The organism is Methylopila henanensis (genome assembly GCF_042681025.1).
GTDB classification, from domain to species: Bacteria; Pseudomonadota; Alphaproteobacteria; order Rhizobiales; family Methylopilaceae; genus Methylopila; species Methylopila henanensis.
The window spans coordinates 90,253-107,288 of the sequence record NZ_JBHUER010000002.1 but is presented as its reverse complement, the minus strand read 5'-3'; the positions used below and the strand labels follow the sequence as shown (position 1 = coordinate 107,288).

The window sequence follows — 17,036 nt, the reverse complement described above, 5'->3', positions numbered from 1 at the left end:
GTGACGAGATGACCAAGATCATCGTCGACGGCGCCGAGGTCGACGTCCCGGCCGAATACACCATCCTGCAGGCCTGCGAGGCGGCGGGCGCGGAGATTCCGCGCTTCTGCTACCACGAGCGGCTCTCGATCGCCGGCAACTGCCGCATGTGCCTCGTCGAGGTGAAGGGCGGGCCGCCCAAGCCGGTGGCCTCCTGCGCCATGGGCGTGCGCGACCTGCGCCCCGGCCCGAACGGCGAGCCGCCGGTCGTCTCCACCCGCTCGCCGATGGTGAAAAAGGCGCGCGAGGGGGTGATGGAGTTCCTGCTCATCAACCACCCGCTGGACTGCCCCATCTGCGACCAGGGCGGTGAGTGCGACCTGCAGGACCAGGCCATGGCCTATGGCGTCTCGGGCTCGCGCTTCCACGAGAACAAGCGCGCGGTCGAGGACAAGTACATCGGCCCGCTCGTGAAGACGACGATGACGCGCTGCATCCACTGCACGCGCTGCGTCCGCTTCGTGGCGGAGGTCGCCGGCGTGTCCGAGATGGGCGCGATCGGCCGCGGCGAGGACATGGAGATCACGACCTATCTCGAGCACGCGATGTCGTCGGAGCTGCAGGGCAACGTGATCGACCTGTGCCCGGTCGGCGCGCTGACCTCGAAGCCCTACGCCTTTCAGGCGCGCCCGTGGGAGCTCTCGAAGACCGAGTCCATCGACGTGATGGACGCGCTCGGCTCGGCGATCCGGGTCGACGCCCGCGGCCGCGAGGTCATGCGCATCCTGCCGCGTGTGAACGAGGACGTGAATGAGGAGTGGATCTCCGACAAGACCCGCTTCATCTGGGACGGACTGCGGACCCAGCGGCTCGACCGGCCTTACGTGCGTGAGAACGGCCGCCTGCGCCCCGCCTCCTGGCCGGAGGCGCTGGCCAAGGTCGCCGAGAAGGTCAAGGGCGCCGACAGGAGCCGCGTCGGCGCGATCGTCGGCGACCTGGCCGCCGTCGAAGAAATTTTCGCGCTCAAGGACCTGTTCGGTCGGCTCGGGGTGACGAACCTCGACTGCCGCCAGGACGGCTCGGCGCTCGATCCCGCGCTCGGCCGCGCGAGCTACCTGTTCAACGCGACGGTCGCCGGCGTCGACCGCGCGGACGCCATCCTGCTGATCGGAACCAACCCGCGGCTCGAGGCGCCGGTGCTGAACGCCCGCATCCGCAAGCGCTGGCGGCAGGGCGCTCTGCGCGTCGGCCTCGTCGGCGAGCGCGCGGACCTCACTTACGGCGCGGAGCATCTCGGCGCCGGGACCGGGAGCTTGATGGAACTGTTCGAAGGCAAGAGCGGCTTCGCCGACGTGCTGGCCGGCGCCGTCCGTCCGCTCGTGATCGTCGGCGCCGGCGCGCTGGCGCGGGCCGACGGCCTCGCCGTGCTCGCCGCCGCGGCGAAGCTCGCCTCCGGCGCGAACGTCGAGGCCGGCTGGAACGGCCTGTCGGTGTTGCACGCCGCGGCCTCGCGCGTCGGCGCGCTCGATCTCGGCTTCGTTCCGGGGGAGGGCGGGAAGACCGCGGCCGAGATGGCCGCTCCCGGCGGGCTCGACGTGGCGTTCCTGCTGGGCGCCGACGAGATCGACGTCGCTCCGGGCGCCTTCGTGGTCTATCTCGGCACCCACGGCGATCGCGGCGCGCACCGCGCCGACGTGATCCTGCCCGGCGCCGCCTATGTGGAGAAATCTGGGACCTATGTGAACACGGAAGGCCGCGTGCAGGTCGCGAACCGCGCCACCTTCCCACCCGGCGAAGGCCGCGAGGACTGGGCGATCCTGCGCGCGCTTTCCGACGCGCTCGGCGCCCGGCTGCCCTACGACTCGCTGGCGCAGCTCCGGGCCGCGCTCTACCGGGCGCACCCGCATTTCGCGGCCGTGGACCAGATCGCGGCCGGCGACCCGGCGGACCTCGCGGCGCTCGCCTCTCGCGGCGGCGCGCTGTCGGGCGACGCCTTCGTCAACGCGGTCCCGGACTTCCACCTGACGAACCCGATCGCGCGCGCCTCCGCCATCATGGCCGAGATGAGCGCGCTGAAGCGCGGTTCGCTGGCGCAGGCTGCGGAGTAAGTCGTGGAAACGTTCCTCCAGGTCCTGCTGATCCTGCTCCAGAGCGTGGCGCTGCTCGTCGCGCTGCTGGTGTTCATCGCCTACATCCTGCTGGCCGACCGCAAGGTCTGGGCGGCGGTGCAGCTCCGCCGCGGGCCCAACGTTGTCGGTCCGTTCGGCCTGCTGCAGTCCTTCGCCGACCTGCTGAAGTTCGTGCTGAAGGAGCCGGTGATCCCGTCGAGCGCGAACAAGGGCGTGTTCCTGCTCGCGCCGCTCGTCACTTGCTTCCTCGCGCTCGCCGCATGGGCGGTGATCCCGCTCGCCGACGGCTGGGCGATCGCCGACCTCAATGTCGGCATCCTCTATGTGTTCGCGATCTCGTCGCTCGGCGTCTACGGCGTCATCATGGGCGGCTGGGCGTCGAACTCGAAGTACCCCTTCCTCGGCGCGCTGCGCTCGGCCGCGCAGATGGTGTCCTACGAGGTCTCGATCGGCTTCGTGATCATCTGCGTGCTGCTCTGCGTCGGCTCGCTCAACCTCTCCGACATCGTGCGCGCGCAGGACACCGCAGCCGGCGTCTTCGGCTGGTACTGGCTGCCGCTGTTCCCGATGTTCGTGGTGTTCTTCATCTCGGCGCTCGCCGAGACCAACCGCCCGCCCTTCGACCTTCCGGAAGCGGAGTCCGAGCTCGTCGCCGGCTTCATGACCGAGTACGGCTCGACGCCCTATCTGCTGTTCATGCTCGGCGAGTACGTGGCGATCATGACCATGTGCGCGCTGACGACGATCCTGTTCCTCGGCGGCTGGCTGTCTCCGATCCCGTTCGCGCCCTTCACCTGGATCCCGGGCGTGATCTGGTTCGTGGCCAAGATGTGCCTGGTGTTCTTCATGTTCGCCATGGTGAAGGCCTTCGTGCCCCGCTACCGCTATGACCAGCTCATGCGGCTCGGCTGGAAGGTGTTCCTGCCGATCTCGCTCGCCATGGTCGTGATCGTGGCCGGCGTGCTGCAGTTCACGGGCTGGGCGCCGTGAGCGCCGTTCTGGCCTGCATCCTCGGGGCCGTTGCCGGCGTCGCCGTCGGTCTTGGCGGCGCGCGGTTCGGCCTGCCGATCGCGCTCCGGAGCCAGAAGGCTGCGGCGGAAGCGGGACGTCTGCGTGCGCCGTTCGGGGATCCTGTCCAGCTCGAGCGGATCACTCGGCTCGTCTACCGGTACCTTGTCCCGCTGGTGTTCGGCGGGGTTGGGGGGGTGATCGGTTATTCGATCTGGGCTGGACGCGCTGCGGGATGAGCCCCGGCGCGGCCGGGGGCCTTCTTGGCGCGCTCGTGGGCGCCGTTCTTGGCTGGCTCGGCGCGAAGGCGATCAACGCCGGGCTCGACCGGCAGATGGAAAAGGCGTCCTCCGAGGACGCCGCGAAATTCACGACGGTCCGCCGGCTCGCCGGTCCGATCGTCATCGTCACGACGATCGTGGAGATCGCGGTCGTGGGCTACGTGGCGGCGGAATTGCTGGCGGGCTGATGACGGCTCGCAAACGAAACGAGGGTTGAGATGCGGCTCGATCAAGCGGCCCGCTCGCTGTTCCTGAAGGAGTTCGTGTCGGCGTTCTTTCTGTCGATGCGCTATTTCTTCCGGCCGAAGGCGACCATCAACTACCCCTTCGAGAAGGGCGCGATTTCGCCGCGCTTCCGGGGGGAGCACGCCCTGCGCCGCTACCCCAACGGCGAAGAGCGCTGCATCGCGTGCAAGCTGTGCGAGGCGATCTGCCCGGCGCAGGCCATCACCATCGAGGCGGGCCCGCGCCGCAACGACGGCACGCGCCGCACGACCCGCTACGACATCGACATGGTGAAGTGCATCTACTGCGGCTTCTGCCAGGAGGCGTGTCCCGTGGACGCCATCGTCGAGGGGCCGAACTTCGAGTTCGCGACCGAGACCCGCGAGGAGCTCTACTACGACAAGGAGCGCCTGCTCGCGAACGGCGACCGCTGGGAGCGCGAGATCGCCCGCCGCATCGCGCTCGACGCGCCGTATCGGTGAGGCCCGCACGATGACCCGCCGCACTGAACTTCCGCGCAAGGACCTTCGCGCATGAGCCTCGCCCCGCTGTTCTTCTACCTGTTCGCGGGCGTGACCGTCGCTTCCGCCTTCATGGTGATCTCGTCGAAGAACCCCGTGCATTCGGTGCTGTTCCTGATCCTCGCCTTCGTGAACGCGGCCGGCCTGTTCGTGCTGATGGGGGCCGAGTTCCTCGCGATGATCCTCGTGGTCGTCTATGTCGGCGCGGTCGCGGTGCTGTTCATGTTCGTGACCATGATGCTGGACGTCGACTTCGCCGAACTGCGGGACGGCTTCCTGCAGTACCTGCCGGTCGGCGCGCTGGTGGGCCTGATCGTTCTGGCCGAGCTGGTGCTGGTGGTCGGGACCTGGGGCGCGGGCGGCGCGCCGCAGACCGTGGTCGCGAAGGCGCCGATCCCGGACGACATCACCAACGCCGAGGCGCTCGGCCGCGTGCTCTACACCGAGCACCTTCTGCTGTTCCAGGCGGCCGGCCTCGTGCTGCTCACCGCCATGATCGGCGCGATCGTGCTGACGCTGCGCGAACGCCGCGCCGGCGTGAAGCGGCAGGATATCGCGACCCAGGTGGCGCGGGGGCCCGCGACCGCGATCGAGGTCGTCAAGGTGCGGCCGGGGCAGGGCCTTTCGGAGACGGGGGTCTGACCATGGCGATCGGTCTCGGGCATTACCTCACGGTCGCGGCGATCCTGTTCACGCTCGGCGTGCTCGGCATCTTCCTCAACCGCAAGAACGTCATCGTCATCCTGATGTCGGTCGAGCTCATCTTGCTCGCCGTGAACATCAACCTGGTGGCGTTCTCCACCCACATCGGCGACCTCAAGGGCCAGGTGTTCGCGCTGTTCGTGCTCACGGTCGCTGCGGCCGAAGCCGCGATCGGCCTCGCCATCCTCGTCGTCTACTTCCGCAACCGCGGCACGATCGCGGTCGAAGACATCAACCGGATGAAGGGGTGAGGGGCTTCCAGGCTCCGACGGACCGCTGATGTACCATCTGATCGTCTTTCTCCCCCTTCTCGGCGCGATCCTCGCCGGTGTCATCGCGCTCGCCGGCGCCCGCAAGCGCCATCCCGGTGCCGTCGGTCCCGTCGACGCGTTCCACCACGCGCACGACCACGGCTCCCATGGCCACGCCGCGCATCATGACGCGCACGGCCACGGCGCCCACGCCCACGACGACCACGGGCATGACGACCACGGCCATGGCCCGGTCGAGCCGGCGGCGCAGGGGTCGCGCCTCGCTGAGCTGGTCACCACCGGCCTGCTGATGGTCTCGGCGCTGCTGTCGTGGATCGCCTTCATCGACGTCGGGCTGTCGGGCAACGACGCCCATGTCACCGTGCTGCGCTGGATCTCCTCGGGCAGCCTCGCGATCGACTGGGCGTTCCGCGTCGACACGCTGACGGCCGTCATGCTGGTGGTCGTGACGTCGGTCTCGGCGCTCGTGCACCTCTATTCGATCGGCTACATGCACGAGGATCCGCATCGTCCGCGGTTCTTCGGCTACCTCTCGCTCTTCACCTTCATGATGCTCATGCTGGTGACGGCGGACAACCTCGTGCAGCTGTTCTTCGGCTGGGAGGGCGTCGGCCTCGCGAGCTACCTGCTGATCGGCTTCTGGTACCAGAAGCCCTCCGCGAACGCTGCCGCCATCAAGGCCTTCGTCGTCAACCGCGTCGGCGATTTCGGCTTCCTGCTCGGCATCTTCGCGACCTATGTCGTGTTCGACAGCGTCCAGTTCGCGACCATCTTCGCGGACGTTCCCGGCGCCGCGGACAAGTCGATCCATTTCCTCGGCCACGACTGGCACGCGCTGACCGTGATCGGGCTGCTGCTGTTCATGGGCGCGATGGGCAAGTCGGCCCAGCTCGGCCTGCACACGTGGCTGCCGGACGCGATGGAGGGCCCGACGCCGGTCTCCGCGCTGATCCACGCCGCCACCATGGTGACGGCGGGCATCGTGCTGGTGGCGCGCATGTCGCCGATCTACGAGCACGCGCCGGACGCGCTGACCGTCATCACCTATGTGGGCGCCACCACCGCGATCTTCGCAGCGACCGTCGGCCTGGTGCAGAACGACATCAAGCGCGTGATCGCCTACTCCACCTGCTCGCAGCTCGGCTACATGTTCGTCGCGCTCGGCGTCGGGGCCTATGGCGTCGCGGTGTTCCACCTGTTCACGCACGCCTTCTTCAAGGCGCTGCTGTTCCTCGGGAGCGGCTCGGTCATCCACGCGATGCACCACGAGCAGGACATGCGGAAGATGGGCGGACTGCGCCGGCTGATCCCGCTGACCTACTGGATGATGGTGATCGGCACGCTGGCGCTGACCGGCTTCCCGCTGACCGCCGGCTATTTCTCGAAGGACGCGGTGATCGAGGCGGCCTACGCGGCGCATACGAGCGCGGGCATGTACGCCTTCACGCTCACCGTGCTCGCGGCGCTGCTGACCTCGTTCTACTCGTGGCGCCTGATCTTCCTGACGTTCCACGGCGAGCCGCGCGCGTCGCTCGAGACCATGAGCCACGTGCACGAGAGCCCGCGCGTGATGACGGTGCCGCTGCTGGTGCTGGGCGTCGGCGCGCTGTTCGCGGGCCTCGTGTTCAAGTCGCGCTTCATCGGCGACAAGCACGACGCGTTCTGGAACGGCGCTCTGTTCGTGGGCGAGCACAACGAGATCCTGCACCACATGCACGAGGTGCCCGGCTGGGTGATCTGGTCGCCCTTCGTGATGATGGTGATCGGCTTCGGGCTCGCCTGGCTGCTCTACATCCGCAGCCCGCACATCCCCGCCGCGATCGCCCAGCGGCACCGGATGCTCTACGAGTTCCTGCTCAACAAGTGGTACTTCGACGAGCTTTACGACCTCATCTTCACGCGTCCCGCGAAGTGGATCGGCCGCTTCCTCTGGAAGACCGGCGACGTACGGATCATCGACGGCCTCGGGCCGGACGGCGTTTCCGCTCGGGTGATCGACGTTACTAACCGCGTCGTCCGCCTGCAGACCGGCTACGTCTACCACTACGCCTTCGCGATGCTGATCGGCGTCGCGGCCCTGTTCACCTGGTTCCTGATGCGGGGGCTGTGAGGCTATGACCGGCTGGCCCATCCTCTCGCTGCTGACGTTCCTGCCGCTCGTCGGCGTGTTCTTCCTGCTGGTGATCCGCGGGAACGACGAGGCGAGCCTCCGCAACGTCAAGCATGTCGCGCTCTGGACGACGGTGGTGAATTTCGTCGTCTCGCTCGTGCTGTGGGCGAAGTTCGACTACGCCGCGCCCGGCTTCCAGTTCGTGGAGCAGGCCGAATGGCTCGGCGGCTCGATCACCTACAAGCTCGGCGTGGACGGCATCTCGGCGCCCTTCGTGGTGCTGACCGCCTTCCTGATGCCGTTCTGCATCCTGGCGTCCTGGACCTCCATCACCCACCGGGTGAAGGAGTACATGATCGCCTTCCTGGTGCTCGAGACGCTCATGATCGGCGTGTTCTGCGCGCTCGACATGGTGCTGTTCTACCTGTTCTTCGAAGCCGGCCTGATCCCGATGTTCCTCATCATCGGCATCTGGGGCGGCCCGCGCCGGGTCTACGCGAGCTTCAAGTTCTTCCTCTACACGCTGCTCGGCTCGCTGCTGATGCTGGTCGGCATCCTTGCGATGTACGGGACGGCCGGCACCACCGACATCGTGGCGCTGCTCGCCTACAAGTTCCCGGCCGACATGCAGTGGTGGCTGTGGCTCGGCTTCTTCGCCTCCTTCGCGGTGAAGATGCCGATGTGGCCGGTGCACACCTGGCTGCCGGACGCCCATGTGGAGGCGCCGACCGCGGGCTCCGTCATCCTTGCCGGCATCCTGCTGAAGATGGGCGGCTACGGCTTCCTGCGCTTCTCGCTTCCCATGTTCCCGCTGGCGTCGGAGTATTTCGCGCCCTTCGTGTTCGCGCTCTCCGTCGTAGCCATCATCTACACCTCGCTGGTGGCGCTGATGCAGGAGGACGTGAAGAAGCTCATCGCCTACTCCTCGGTGGCGCATATGGGCTTCGTCACCATGGGCATCTTCGCGCTGAACGAGCAGGGCGTGCAGGGCGCGGTGTTCCAGATGATCAGCCACGGCGTCGTGTCCGGCGCGCTGTTCCTCTGCGTCGGCGTGGTCTACGACCGGCTGCACACCCGCGAGATCAAGGCCTTCGGCGGCCTTGTGAACCGCATGCCGTGGTACGCAGCGGCCTTCCTCGTCTTCACCATGGCGAATGTGGGCCTGCCCGGCACATCGGGCTTCGTGGGCGAGTTCCTGACGCTGATGGGCGCGTTCCGCGCCAACACCTGGGTCGCGCTGTTCGCCACCACCGGCGTCATCCTGTCGGCGGGCTACGCGCTCTGGCTCTATCGCCGCGTGGTGCTGGGCCCCCTCGACAAGCCGGACCTCGCCGCGATCCCGGACCTGTCCCGCAAGGAGGTCGTGCTGCTCGCGCCGCTCATCGCGCTGACGATCCTGTTCGGCGTGTGGCCGGCGCCGGTGATCGACTTCTCCGCCGCCTCCATCGACGGCCTGCTGCAGCAGACGACCGCCGCCATCGAAAGCGCCGGCAAGGCCGCCGCGTTGGTGGGGCGGTGATGCGGCGTCGGATGCAAGAAGGCCCAGCCATCTTCTCAACGTCATGCCCGCGCCTTCGCGCGGGTATCCCCGACTTCGGGCGGCGCTTGACATTCAAGTCGTGGATACCCGGCTTCGCCGGGCATGACGGCGCGCGTGTTCCGACGCGCCAGCGAAACTTCGATCAAGGCTGCTGACCATGGACGCCACCTTGCCCTCGCTCGCGCCCGCGTTGCCGGAGATCATCCTTGCGGTCGGAGCGCTCGCCCTCGTGCTGGTCGGCGCGGTGATGGGCGACCGCTCCACACGGCTGGTGAACGCGCTTGCGCTCGCGCTGCTCGCCGCGGCGGGCGTAGCGGTGACGATCGCTCCGGACGCCGTGACGTTCAGCGGCGGCTTCGTGCTCGACGGCTTCGCCCGCTTCATGAAGCTCGTGGCGCTCATCGGCGCCTTCGCGGCGCTGCTGCTGTCGTTCGACTACATGGAGCGGCTCAAGTTCGCCCGCTTCGAATACGCCATCCTCGTCGTGCTCGCGACGCTTGGCATGATGCTGATGATCTCGGCGCACGACCTGATCGCGCTCTATCTCGGCCTAGAGCTGCAGTCGCTCGCGCTCTACGTCATCGCCGCCATCAACCGCGACGACGTGCGCTCCACCGAGGCCGGCCTGAAGTACTTCGTGCTCGGCGCGCTGTCGTCGGGCATGCTGCTCTACGGCGCTTCGCTGGTCTACGGCTCCACCGGCGCGGTCGGCTTCGCAGACATCGCCGAGGCGCTGAAGTCGGGCGAGGCCTCGCTCGGGCTGATCTTCGGCGTGGTGTTTTTGATCTCCGGCTTCGCCTTCAAGGTCTCGGCCGTGCCGTTCCATATGTGGACGCCGGACGTCTACGAGGGCGCGCCGACGCCGATCACCGCCTTCTTCGCCTCCGCCACCAAGGTCGCGGCCATGGCGATGTTCGTGCGCGTGATCATGGAGGCGTTCCCCTCGGTCACGACCGAGTGGCGGCAGGTGGTGGTGTTCGTGGCGATCGCCTCGATGGCGCTCGGCTCCTTCGCCGCGATCGGCCAGACGAACTTCAAGCGCCTGATGGCCTATTCCTCGATCGGCCACATGGGCTACGCGCTGGTCGGTCTCGCCGCCGGCACGCCCGAGGGCGTGCGCGGCGTCATGATCTATCTCGCGATCTACGTCGCGATGACGCTTGGCGCCTTCGCCTGCATCCTGTCGATGCGGCTGAAGGACGGCTCCTACCTGGAGAACGTCTCCGACCTCGCGGGCCTTTCGCGGACCAAGCCCGCCATGGCCTTCGTGCTGGCGATGATCCTGTTCTCGCTCGCCGGCATTCCGCCGTTCGCGGGCTTCTTCGCCAAGTTCTACGTGTTCTACGCCGCGGTGAACGCCGGGCTCTATCCGCTGGCGGTTGCGGGCTTCGTGCTCTCGGTGGTGGGCGCCTTCTACTATCTGCGCATCGTCAAGATCATTTACTTCGACGAGCCAACCGTCGCCTTCGAACCGATGACGCTCGGGGCGCGGGCGGTGCTGACGGTCGCGGGCGGCTTCACGCTGCTCTACTTCGTCTATCCCGGCCCGCTCACCGCCGCCGCGTCCGCAGCCGCCCAGTCGCTGTTCTGAGCGTGGAGCCGGGCTTCGCCCTCGGCTCCCGGGCCGTCGCGGCCGGCTGCGCGCTTCAGGCCTACGACACGGTCGGTTCGACCAACGCCGAGGCCATGGGCCTCGCGCGCGAGGGCAGGGGGCCGGTCTGGGTCGTCGCCCGCGCGCAGACCGCCGGCCGCGGCCGGCGCGGACGGACGTGGTCCACCGGCCGCGGCAATCTCGCGGCGAGCTTCGGCGTCACGCTTGGCGTGTCCCCGTCGGTCGCGGCCACCCTCGGATTCGTCGCCGGACTCGCGCTCGAGCAGGCGCTGCGCGCCGTCGCCCCCTCACTCGCCTTGCCCACGACGAGGCCTGAGCTGAAATGGCCGAACGACGTGATCGTCGACGGCGCCAAGCTCGCCGGCATCCTGCTCGAGGCCGACGTCTCGACGCCCGGGCGGGTGAACGTGGTCGTCGGCGTCGGCGTCAATGTGGCGGTGGCGCCCGAAGGCCTGCCCTATTCGGCGGTCTCGCTGAGCGGCCGAGGGGACGTCGCCACGGCGGAACAGCTTTTCGTCGCGTTGACGGACGCCTTCGCGGCGTGGTTCGAGACATGGGACGAAGGGCGCGGCTTCGCGCAGGTGCGAAAAGGCTGGATGGCGCGGGCCGCGGGGCTCGGCTCGGCGGTCTCGGTGGACCTCGGAGGCCGGGTCGCGCGCGGCGTGTTCGAAAAGATCGATGACGAGGGGCGGCTCGTGCTACGAGCCCCTGACGGGACGTCCGTCGCGATCGCGGCCGGCGAGGTGCATTTCGGAACCGCGGCGACGGTCCGGGAATAAGGGCGGGAATGGCGCAGGATCTGGTTTTCGTACCCCTCGGCGGCGTCGGGGAGATCGGCATGAACGCCGGCCTCTACGGGCTGGGCGAGGGTCGCAAGCGGCGTTGGCTGATGGTCGATTGCGGGGTGACCTTCGGCGACCCCGTCACCACGCCGGGCGTCGATCTGATCATGCCCGACATCCGCTTCGCGAAGGCGCAAGGCGCGGCGATCGAGGCGATCATCCTCACCCACGCCCATGAGGATCATTACGGCGCTCTGCTGGACCTCTGGCCGCAGCTCAAATGCCCGGTCTACGCCACGCCCTTCGCGGCGGGCCTGCTGGACGCCAAGCGCGCCGCCGAGCGCGAGGCGCCGCGGATCGACGTGCGCGTGGTCGCGGAAGGTTCGCGCTTCAATGTCGGGCCGTTCGACGTCGAGCTGGTGCCGGTCGCCCATTCGATCCCCGAATCGACCGCGCTCGCGATCCGTACGCCGGTCGGCACGGTGGTGCACACCGGCGACTGGAAGATCGACCGCACGCCGGTGCTCGGCCGCCCGACCGACGAGGCGCGTTTCCGCGCGATCGGCGAGGAGGGCGTCGCCGCCATCGTCGGCGATTCCACCAACGCGCTGCGCGAGGGCATCTCGCGCTCGGAGTCCGAGGTGGCCGCGAGCCTCGCCGGGCTGATCAAGACCGCGCCCGGCCGCGTGGCGGTGACGACCTTCGCGTCCAATGTCGGACGCCTGCGCGCGGTCGCGGACGCTGCGCTCGCCGCCGACCGGCAGGTGGTGCTGGTCGGCCGCGCCATGGCGCGCGCGACCGAGGTCGCCCGCGAACTCGGCTACCTCGAAGGCATTCCGGACTTCCTGAGTCCCGACGCCTTCGGCTATCTGCCGCGCAACAAGGTGGTGGCGCTGATGACCGGCAGCCAGGGCGAGCCGCGCGCAGCGCTCGCCCGCGTCTCCGAGGGCGACCATCCCGAAGTAACCCTCGCCAAGGGCGACCGCGTGATCTTCTCGTCGCGCGCCATTCCCGGCAACGAGAAGGCGGTCGGCCGCATCATCAACAAGCTGATCGAGGGCGGCGCCGAGGTCATCACCGATCGCACCCATTTCGTGCATGTCTCCGGCCATCCGCGGCAGGAGGAGCTCGCCATGCTCTATGGCTGGCTCAAGCCGAAGGTGCTGGCGCCGGTGCATGGCGAGGAGATGCATCTCGACGGCCACGCCGATTTCGCCAAGTCGATCGGCGTGCCGAAGGTCGTGCGCATCCGCAACGGCGACGTGGTGCGGCTCGCGGGCGGTCCGACGGAGATCGTCGACGACGTCGTCAACGGGCGCATGCTCAAGGACGGCAAGGTGATGATCTTCGCCACCGAGCCGACCATCGGCGAGCGCCGCCGCCTCGCCTTCGCCGGCGTCGTCTCGATCGCGCTCGCCTTCGACGAGCGCGGGGATCTATCCGGCGACGTCTCCGTGCGCTTCGCCGGCCTGCCGCCGCGCGACGACGAGGGCACCTCCATGCCGGAGGTGCTGCGCGACACGGTGCTCGACTGCCTCGACAGCCTGCCGCGCCAGAAGCGCCGCGACCACGGCCTTGTAGAGAAGGCGATCGAGCGCGCGGTGCGCGGCGAGCTCCAGACGGTATGGGGCAAAAAGCCAATATGCCACGTCAGCGTGGTGGGGGTATGAGCGAGCGCTAGGAGCGCCCGCCGCCGCAGCGCGTCATCCCGGCCGAAGCGATGAGCGGAGAGCCGGGGGCCGCCCGTCGGCAGGCGCTTGATCCTGATCACGATCTCGGCTGTTCGCGGCTCCGCCGCTCCGCCGGGATGACGGAGCGAAGCAGATGATCGGCCGCCTGAACCATGTCGCCATCGCCGTGCCGGACCTCGCGGCCGCGACCGCGATCTATCGCGACACGCTCGGCGCCACGGTGACCGAGGCGACGCCGCAGCCGGACCATGGCGTGACGGTGGTGTTCATCGAGCTGCCCAACACCAAGATCGAGCTGCTTGAGCCGCTGGGCGAGGGCTCGCCGATTCAGGCCTTCCTCGACCGCGCGCCGGCCGGCGGCATCCATCACGTCTGCTACGAGGTCGACGACATCCTCGCCGCCCGCGACCGGCTGAAGGCGGAGGGCGCGCGCGTGCTCGGCTCCGGCGAGCCGAAGATCGGCGCCCATGGCAAGCCGGTGCTGTTCCTGCATCCGAAGGACATGCTCGGCACGCTGGTGGAGCTCGAGCAGGCGTGATCTTCCCGATCGTCAGCTGGGTCGCGATCTACTTCGTGATCTGGTGGATCGCGCTGTTCGCGACGCTCCCCTTCGCCGGCCGCAGCCAGGCGGAGGCCGGTGAGGTCGTGCCCGGCAGCGAGGCCGGCGCCCCGGCGCGCATGCCGCTGAAACGGCTTGTCCTGATCAACACCGTGGTCACGACGGTCGTGTTCCTGATCGTGATGTGGGTGCTGACGCAGGACCTGTTCAGCCTCGACGACGTGCCTCTGCTCCCGAAATACAAGGCGGTGTGAGGCGCGCGGGCTCGCTGCGCGCTGCCGGTCGACGTCCTGTCCGCACGAAGCCCGACGGCTTTCCGGCGCGGCTGAACGCGCCTTGCGCGGCGCCCCCGAAACAAGAAACGCCCCGAACGGCCGAACCGTCGAGGCGTTTCTGTTCGTCGAAGACGCGGGTTCCATCGTGTGAGAGCCGGCCCGCGAGGGGCGTTCGGCGTGTCCGAACCCGTCGAGCTTTCGATCTGCTCTCATGCGGCCTGCTTAGTCTAGAACGTAAGCTCTCCTGTCGTTCCGATCTTCGACAGAAATATCTCTCGACGTTCTTCGCGTCGCAGTGTCGCTAAAGTCAGCTAAATTGTGTTGTTCCAGGCTCGGGACGCTCCGGATGCGTCTCAGTCTGGTCTGTCTACACGCTTCGGCGGAGTCATTTTCTTAGACCTCCGTGTTCGTTGTTGACGGGAAAACTGTGCTCCCGTTCTCCGCCGTCGTCAAGCCGTCATCCGAGATCGGCGCGGAAGCGTGCGCAGGCCGCCTGCAAAGCGCTGAAAACGCCACGATCCGGGAGCGGGACGTTAAAGGATTTGCGCGTAGCGTCTTCTTCTCGTGGCGACGGCGCGGACAGGCCCGTCGTGGGGACGCGATGGCATGACGACCGAAACGCCGAGACGCTTCACGCCAGGCATGCTGCTGCCCGAGCTGGTCTCCACGCGCGGCGTCGCCGCCGTCTGGGTCGTGCTCGCGCACAGCTACGCCACCGTGCTGAAGGGCCACTACGCGCTGCCCGCCGCGATCGAGTACAGCCGCGTCATCGTCGACTTCTTCTTCGTGCTCAGCGGTTTCGTGCTGGCGCATATGTATGACGGGCCGTGGCGCGAGGGCCGGTTCCGGCACGGCGAGTTCCTGATCCGAAGGCTCGCGCGGCTGTGGCCGCTGCATCTGTTCACGCTCGCCTGCGTGCTGGCCTTGGTGGTGGCCGGGCGCATCGTCGGAGTGACGCCGGAGGCGACCCACGACGCGGCGAGCTTCGCCATGACGGCGCTGATGCTCCACTCGGCCTGGACGACGCCGGATCTCGCCTGGAACTGGCCGTCCTGGTCCGTCAGCGCCGAGTGGATCGCCTATCTGATGATCCCGCTGTACCTCGCCGCGGCCGACCGCGTGCGCGGCACCGCGCGGCGTCTCGCACTCAGCCTCGCCCTGTTCGCGGTCTGCTCCGTCGGGTCGCACGTGCTGCTGCGCCTCGACCTCGTGACCCTCACCTTCGACGGCGGCGCTCTGCGGCTGCTGCCGTCGTTCCTGGCCGGCATCCTGCTTCGCCGCATCTTCGACGACGAGCCGAAGCTGCTCGCGATGACGCCGCGGATCTACGCGCTCGTCATCGTCGGCGTGTTCGCGGCCTGCGGCGTGCTGATCGCGCTCAACGCGCCTTACGACGCGCTGTGGCCTCCGATGCTCGTGCTGGTCGCGGCGCTCGCGTCGCGCGCCACCTGGGCCGAGCCCGGCGTGCTGCGCAACCGCACGCTGATATGGCTGGGAGACCTGTCCTATTCGATCTACCTGACCCACGCGATTGTCATCATGGTGCTGTTCACGGGGGCGGAGCACTTCGGCTTCGCGCGCACGCTCGGCGAGCGGGCGGTGGTCGGCGTGTGCGTGCCCTTCGTGACGCTCGGGGTTTCCGTGGTGACATACGCCATCGTCGAAAAGCCCGGCCGCGCGGGCTTCATGTGGGTTGTCGAAAGACTGGCGCGAGCCCAGGCGGCGCGGCGCGCGCGCGCAAGCGGGATGCGGATATGATTGCCGATCTGCGTTCGGGCGAGGCCCCGGCGGAATTGACGGGAGACGTCTGCGTCGTCGGCTCGGGGCCTGCGGGCGTCACGCTGGCGCTGGAGCTCGCGAAAAAGGGGCGGCAGGTCGTCCTGCTCGAATCCGGCGGCGAGCACTACGAAGAGGCGAGCCAGGCGCTCTACGAAGGCCGGATCACCGGCCACCAGAACATCGACGTCGCCGCGTCGCGGCTCCGGCAGTTCGGCGGCACCTCCGGACATTGGACCGGGATGTGCGCGCCCCTCGACCCCGTCGATTTCACGCCGCGCCCGGACATGCCGGACCACGGCTGGCCGATCCGCCGCGCCGATCTCGATCCGTTCTATGCCCGGGCGCAGCCCTATCTCGACCTCGGACCCTACCGCTACGACTTCGACTACTGGCGGCCGAACGCGCCGGGACCGGCGCTGCCGCTCGACCCGACCAAGGTGTTCACCACCGTCTACCAGCAGAGCCCGCCCACCCGCTTCGCGCTGAAGTACATGGAGACGGTGCGGGCCGAGCCGAAGATTTCCTGCTGGCTGCACGCCAATCTCGTCGACATCGCGCTGGACGCCGCCGGCTCCGCCGTCGAGCGGATCGAGGCGCGCTCGCTGGACGGCCATTCCGTCAGCGTCAGGGCCAACCGCTTCGTCATCGCCTGCGGCGGCGTCGAGAACGCGCGCATCCTGCTGAACTGCCGCAAGCAGCGGGCGGAGGGGCTTGGCAACGAGAACGGTCTGGTCGGCCGCTATTACACCGACCACATGACGATCGAGACCACGCTGGTCGCGCTCGAGGACGAGGTCGACGCGACGCTCTACGAGGAGCAACACACCATCGGCGACACGGTGCTGAACTTCGGCCTGAAGATCGCGCCGGACGAGATCGTCGCCCGCGGCCTCAACAACAACGCCGCTTTCCTTATTCCCCAGTTCGAAGACGAGACCTTCAACGACGAGTTCCGCGATTACGGCTGGATCGCCTTTTCGGAGATGGTGAAGGCGTTCGCGCATGGCCGCGTTCCGGAGCGGTTCGGCGAGCGCTACTGCGAGGTGGTCGACGATCTGGGCCGCGTGACCACGGGCGCCTATCGCCACGTGATGCGGAAGGTGAAGCCGCGCTCGAAGCCGGTGGCGTTCAAGCTGCGCCAGGACGCGGAGCAGTCTCCCAATCCCGACAGCCGGGTCACGCTGATCGACGAGGTCGACCCGCTCGGCTTCCAGCGCGTGGCGCTGGACTGGCGCGTGACCGACGAGGACCTGCTCAGGCTGCGGCGCACGCACCAGTTCATCGGCGAGCAGCTCGGCGCCGCCGGCCTCGGCCGCATGCGGCTCGGCATCTCGGAACCACCGGACCACGACATCGCCTTCTCCGGCTACCACCATATGGGCACGACGCGCATGCACGCCGACCCGAAGCGCGGCGTGGTCGACGCCAACTGCCGGCTGCACTCGGTCGGGAACCTCTACATGGCCGGCAGCTCGGTGTTCACGACCGCCGGCTGCGCCAACCCCACGCTGACGATCACGGCGCTCGCCATCCGGCTCGCCGAGCATCTCTCGGCGACCCTCGCGTGACCT

The 17,036-nt window shown here is 68.3% G+C and carries 16 protein-coding genes; all 16 read left to right on the top strand.

Annotated elements, in window-relative coordinates:
• The first annotated feature begins 8 nt into the window (after positions 1-8).
• The 16 genes from nuoG to ACFSCV_RS03110 all read left to right on the top strand — a co-directional run bounded on the left by nuoG (position 9) and on the right by ACFSCV_RS03110 (position 17,033).
• Positions 9-2,087: an NADH-quinone oxidoreductase subunit NuoG gene (gene nuoG, locus ACFSCV_RS03185; RefSeq protein WP_378796940.1), complete on the top strand. Its 2,079-nt coding sequence runs from the start codon at positions 9-11 to the stop codon at positions 2,085-2,087.
• 3 nt (positions 2,088-2,090) lie between these two features.
• Positions 2,091-3,098: an NADH-quinone oxidoreductase subunit NuoH gene (gene nuoH, locus ACFSCV_RS03180; RefSeq protein WP_378796938.1), complete on the top strand. Its 1,008-nt coding sequence runs from the start codon at positions 2,091-2,093 to the stop codon at positions 3,096-3,098.
• Positions 3,095-3,355 (top strand): hypothetical protein, encoded by a 261-nt coding sequence (locus tag ACFSCV_RS03175; RefSeq protein ID WP_378796936.1) that lies wholly within the window; start codon positions 3,095-3,097, stop codon positions 3,353-3,355. Before nuoH ends, ACFSCV_RS03175 begins: the two co-directional genes overlap by 4 nt.
• A gap of 35 nt (positions 3,356-3,390) precedes the next feature.
• Positions 3,391-3,585, top strand: a complete 195-nt coding sequence (locus ACFSCV_RS03170; protein WP_378796935.1) for a hypothetical protein — start codon at positions 3,391-3,393, stop codon at positions 3,583-3,585.
• Between the two features lie 30 nt (positions 3,586-3,615).
• Positions 3,616-4,104 (top strand): NADH-quinone oxidoreductase subunit NuoI, encoded by a 489-nt coding sequence (gene nuoI / locus ACFSCV_RS03165; RefSeq protein ID WP_271204224.1) that lies wholly within the window; start codon positions 3,616-3,618, stop codon positions 4,102-4,104.
• A 51-nt stretch (positions 4,105-4,155) separates the two neighbouring features.
• Positions 4,156-4,785, top strand: a complete 630-nt coding sequence (locus ACFSCV_RS03160; protein ID WP_378796933.1) for an NADH-quinone oxidoreductase subunit J — start codon at positions 4,156-4,158, stop codon at positions 4,783-4,785.
• 2 nt (positions 4,786-4,787) lie between these two features.
• Complete coding sequence (gene nuoK, locus ACFSCV_RS03155) at positions 4,788-5,096, top strand: NADH-quinone oxidoreductase subunit NuoK (RefSeq protein WP_271201703.1); 309 nt, start codon at positions 4,788-4,790, stop codon at positions 5,094-5,096.
• A gap of 28 nt (positions 5,097-5,124) precedes the next feature.
• Positions 5,125-7,227, top strand: coding sequence for an NADH-quinone oxidoreductase subunit L (gene nuoL / locus ACFSCV_RS03150; RefSeq protein ID WP_378796931.1), 2,103 nt, complete (start codon positions 5,125-5,127; stop codon positions 7,225-7,227).
• A 4-nt stretch (positions 7,228-7,231) separates the two neighbouring features.
• Positions 7,232-8,746, top strand: coding sequence for an NADH-quinone oxidoreductase subunit M (locus tag ACFSCV_RS03145; protein ID WP_378796929.1), 1,515 nt, complete (start codon positions 7,232-7,234; stop codon positions 8,744-8,746).
• Between the two features lie 178 nt (positions 8,747-8,924).
• The gene (gene nuoN, locus ACFSCV_RS03140; RefSeq protein WP_378796927.1) at positions 8,925-10,358 is read left to right on the top strand and encodes an NADH-quinone oxidoreductase subunit NuoN; all 1,434 of its coding nucleotides are present in this window, start codon (positions 8,925-8,927) and stop codon (positions 10,356-10,358) included.
• Between the two features lie 2 nt (positions 10,359-10,360).
• Positions 10,361-11,158, top strand: coding sequence for a biotin--[acetyl-CoA-carboxylase] ligase (locus ACFSCV_RS03135; RefSeq protein ID WP_378796925.1), 798 nt, complete (start codon positions 10,361-10,363; stop codon positions 11,156-11,158).
• 8 nt (positions 11,159-11,166) lie between these two features.
• Positions 11,167-12,831 (top strand): ribonuclease J, encoded by a 1,665-nt coding sequence (locus tag ACFSCV_RS03130; protein WP_378796923.1) that lies wholly within the window; start codon positions 11,167-11,169, stop codon positions 12,829-12,831.
• Positions 12,832-12,985: 154 nt separating this feature from the next.
• On the top strand, positions 12,986-13,390 hold the full coding sequence (mce, locus tag ACFSCV_RS03125) for a methylmalonyl-CoA epimerase (RefSeq protein WP_378796921.1): 405 nt from the start codon (positions 12,986-12,988) through the stop codon (positions 13,388-13,390).
• Positions 13,387-13,665, top strand: coding sequence for a DUF1467 family protein (locus ACFSCV_RS03120; RefSeq protein ID WP_378796919.1), 279 nt, complete (start codon positions 13,387-13,389; stop codon positions 13,663-13,665). Before mce ends, ACFSCV_RS03120 begins: the two co-directional genes overlap by 4 nt.
• Before the next feature lie 627 nt (positions 13,666-14,292).
• Positions 14,293-15,444 carry an acyltransferase family protein gene (locus ACFSCV_RS03115; RefSeq protein ID WP_378796917.1) on the top strand — a complete coding sequence of 384 codons (1,152 nt, stop codon included), beginning with the start codon at positions 14,293-14,295 and terminating at the stop codon, positions 15,442-15,444.
• Positions 15,441-17,033, top strand: coding sequence for a GMC oxidoreductase (locus tag ACFSCV_RS03110; RefSeq protein ID WP_378796915.1), 1,593 nt, complete (start codon positions 15,441-15,443; stop codon positions 17,031-17,033). The genes ACFSCV_RS03115 and ACFSCV_RS03110 overlap by 4 nt, the downstream gene beginning before the upstream one ends.
• Positions 17,034-17,036 lie beyond the last annotated feature (3 nt).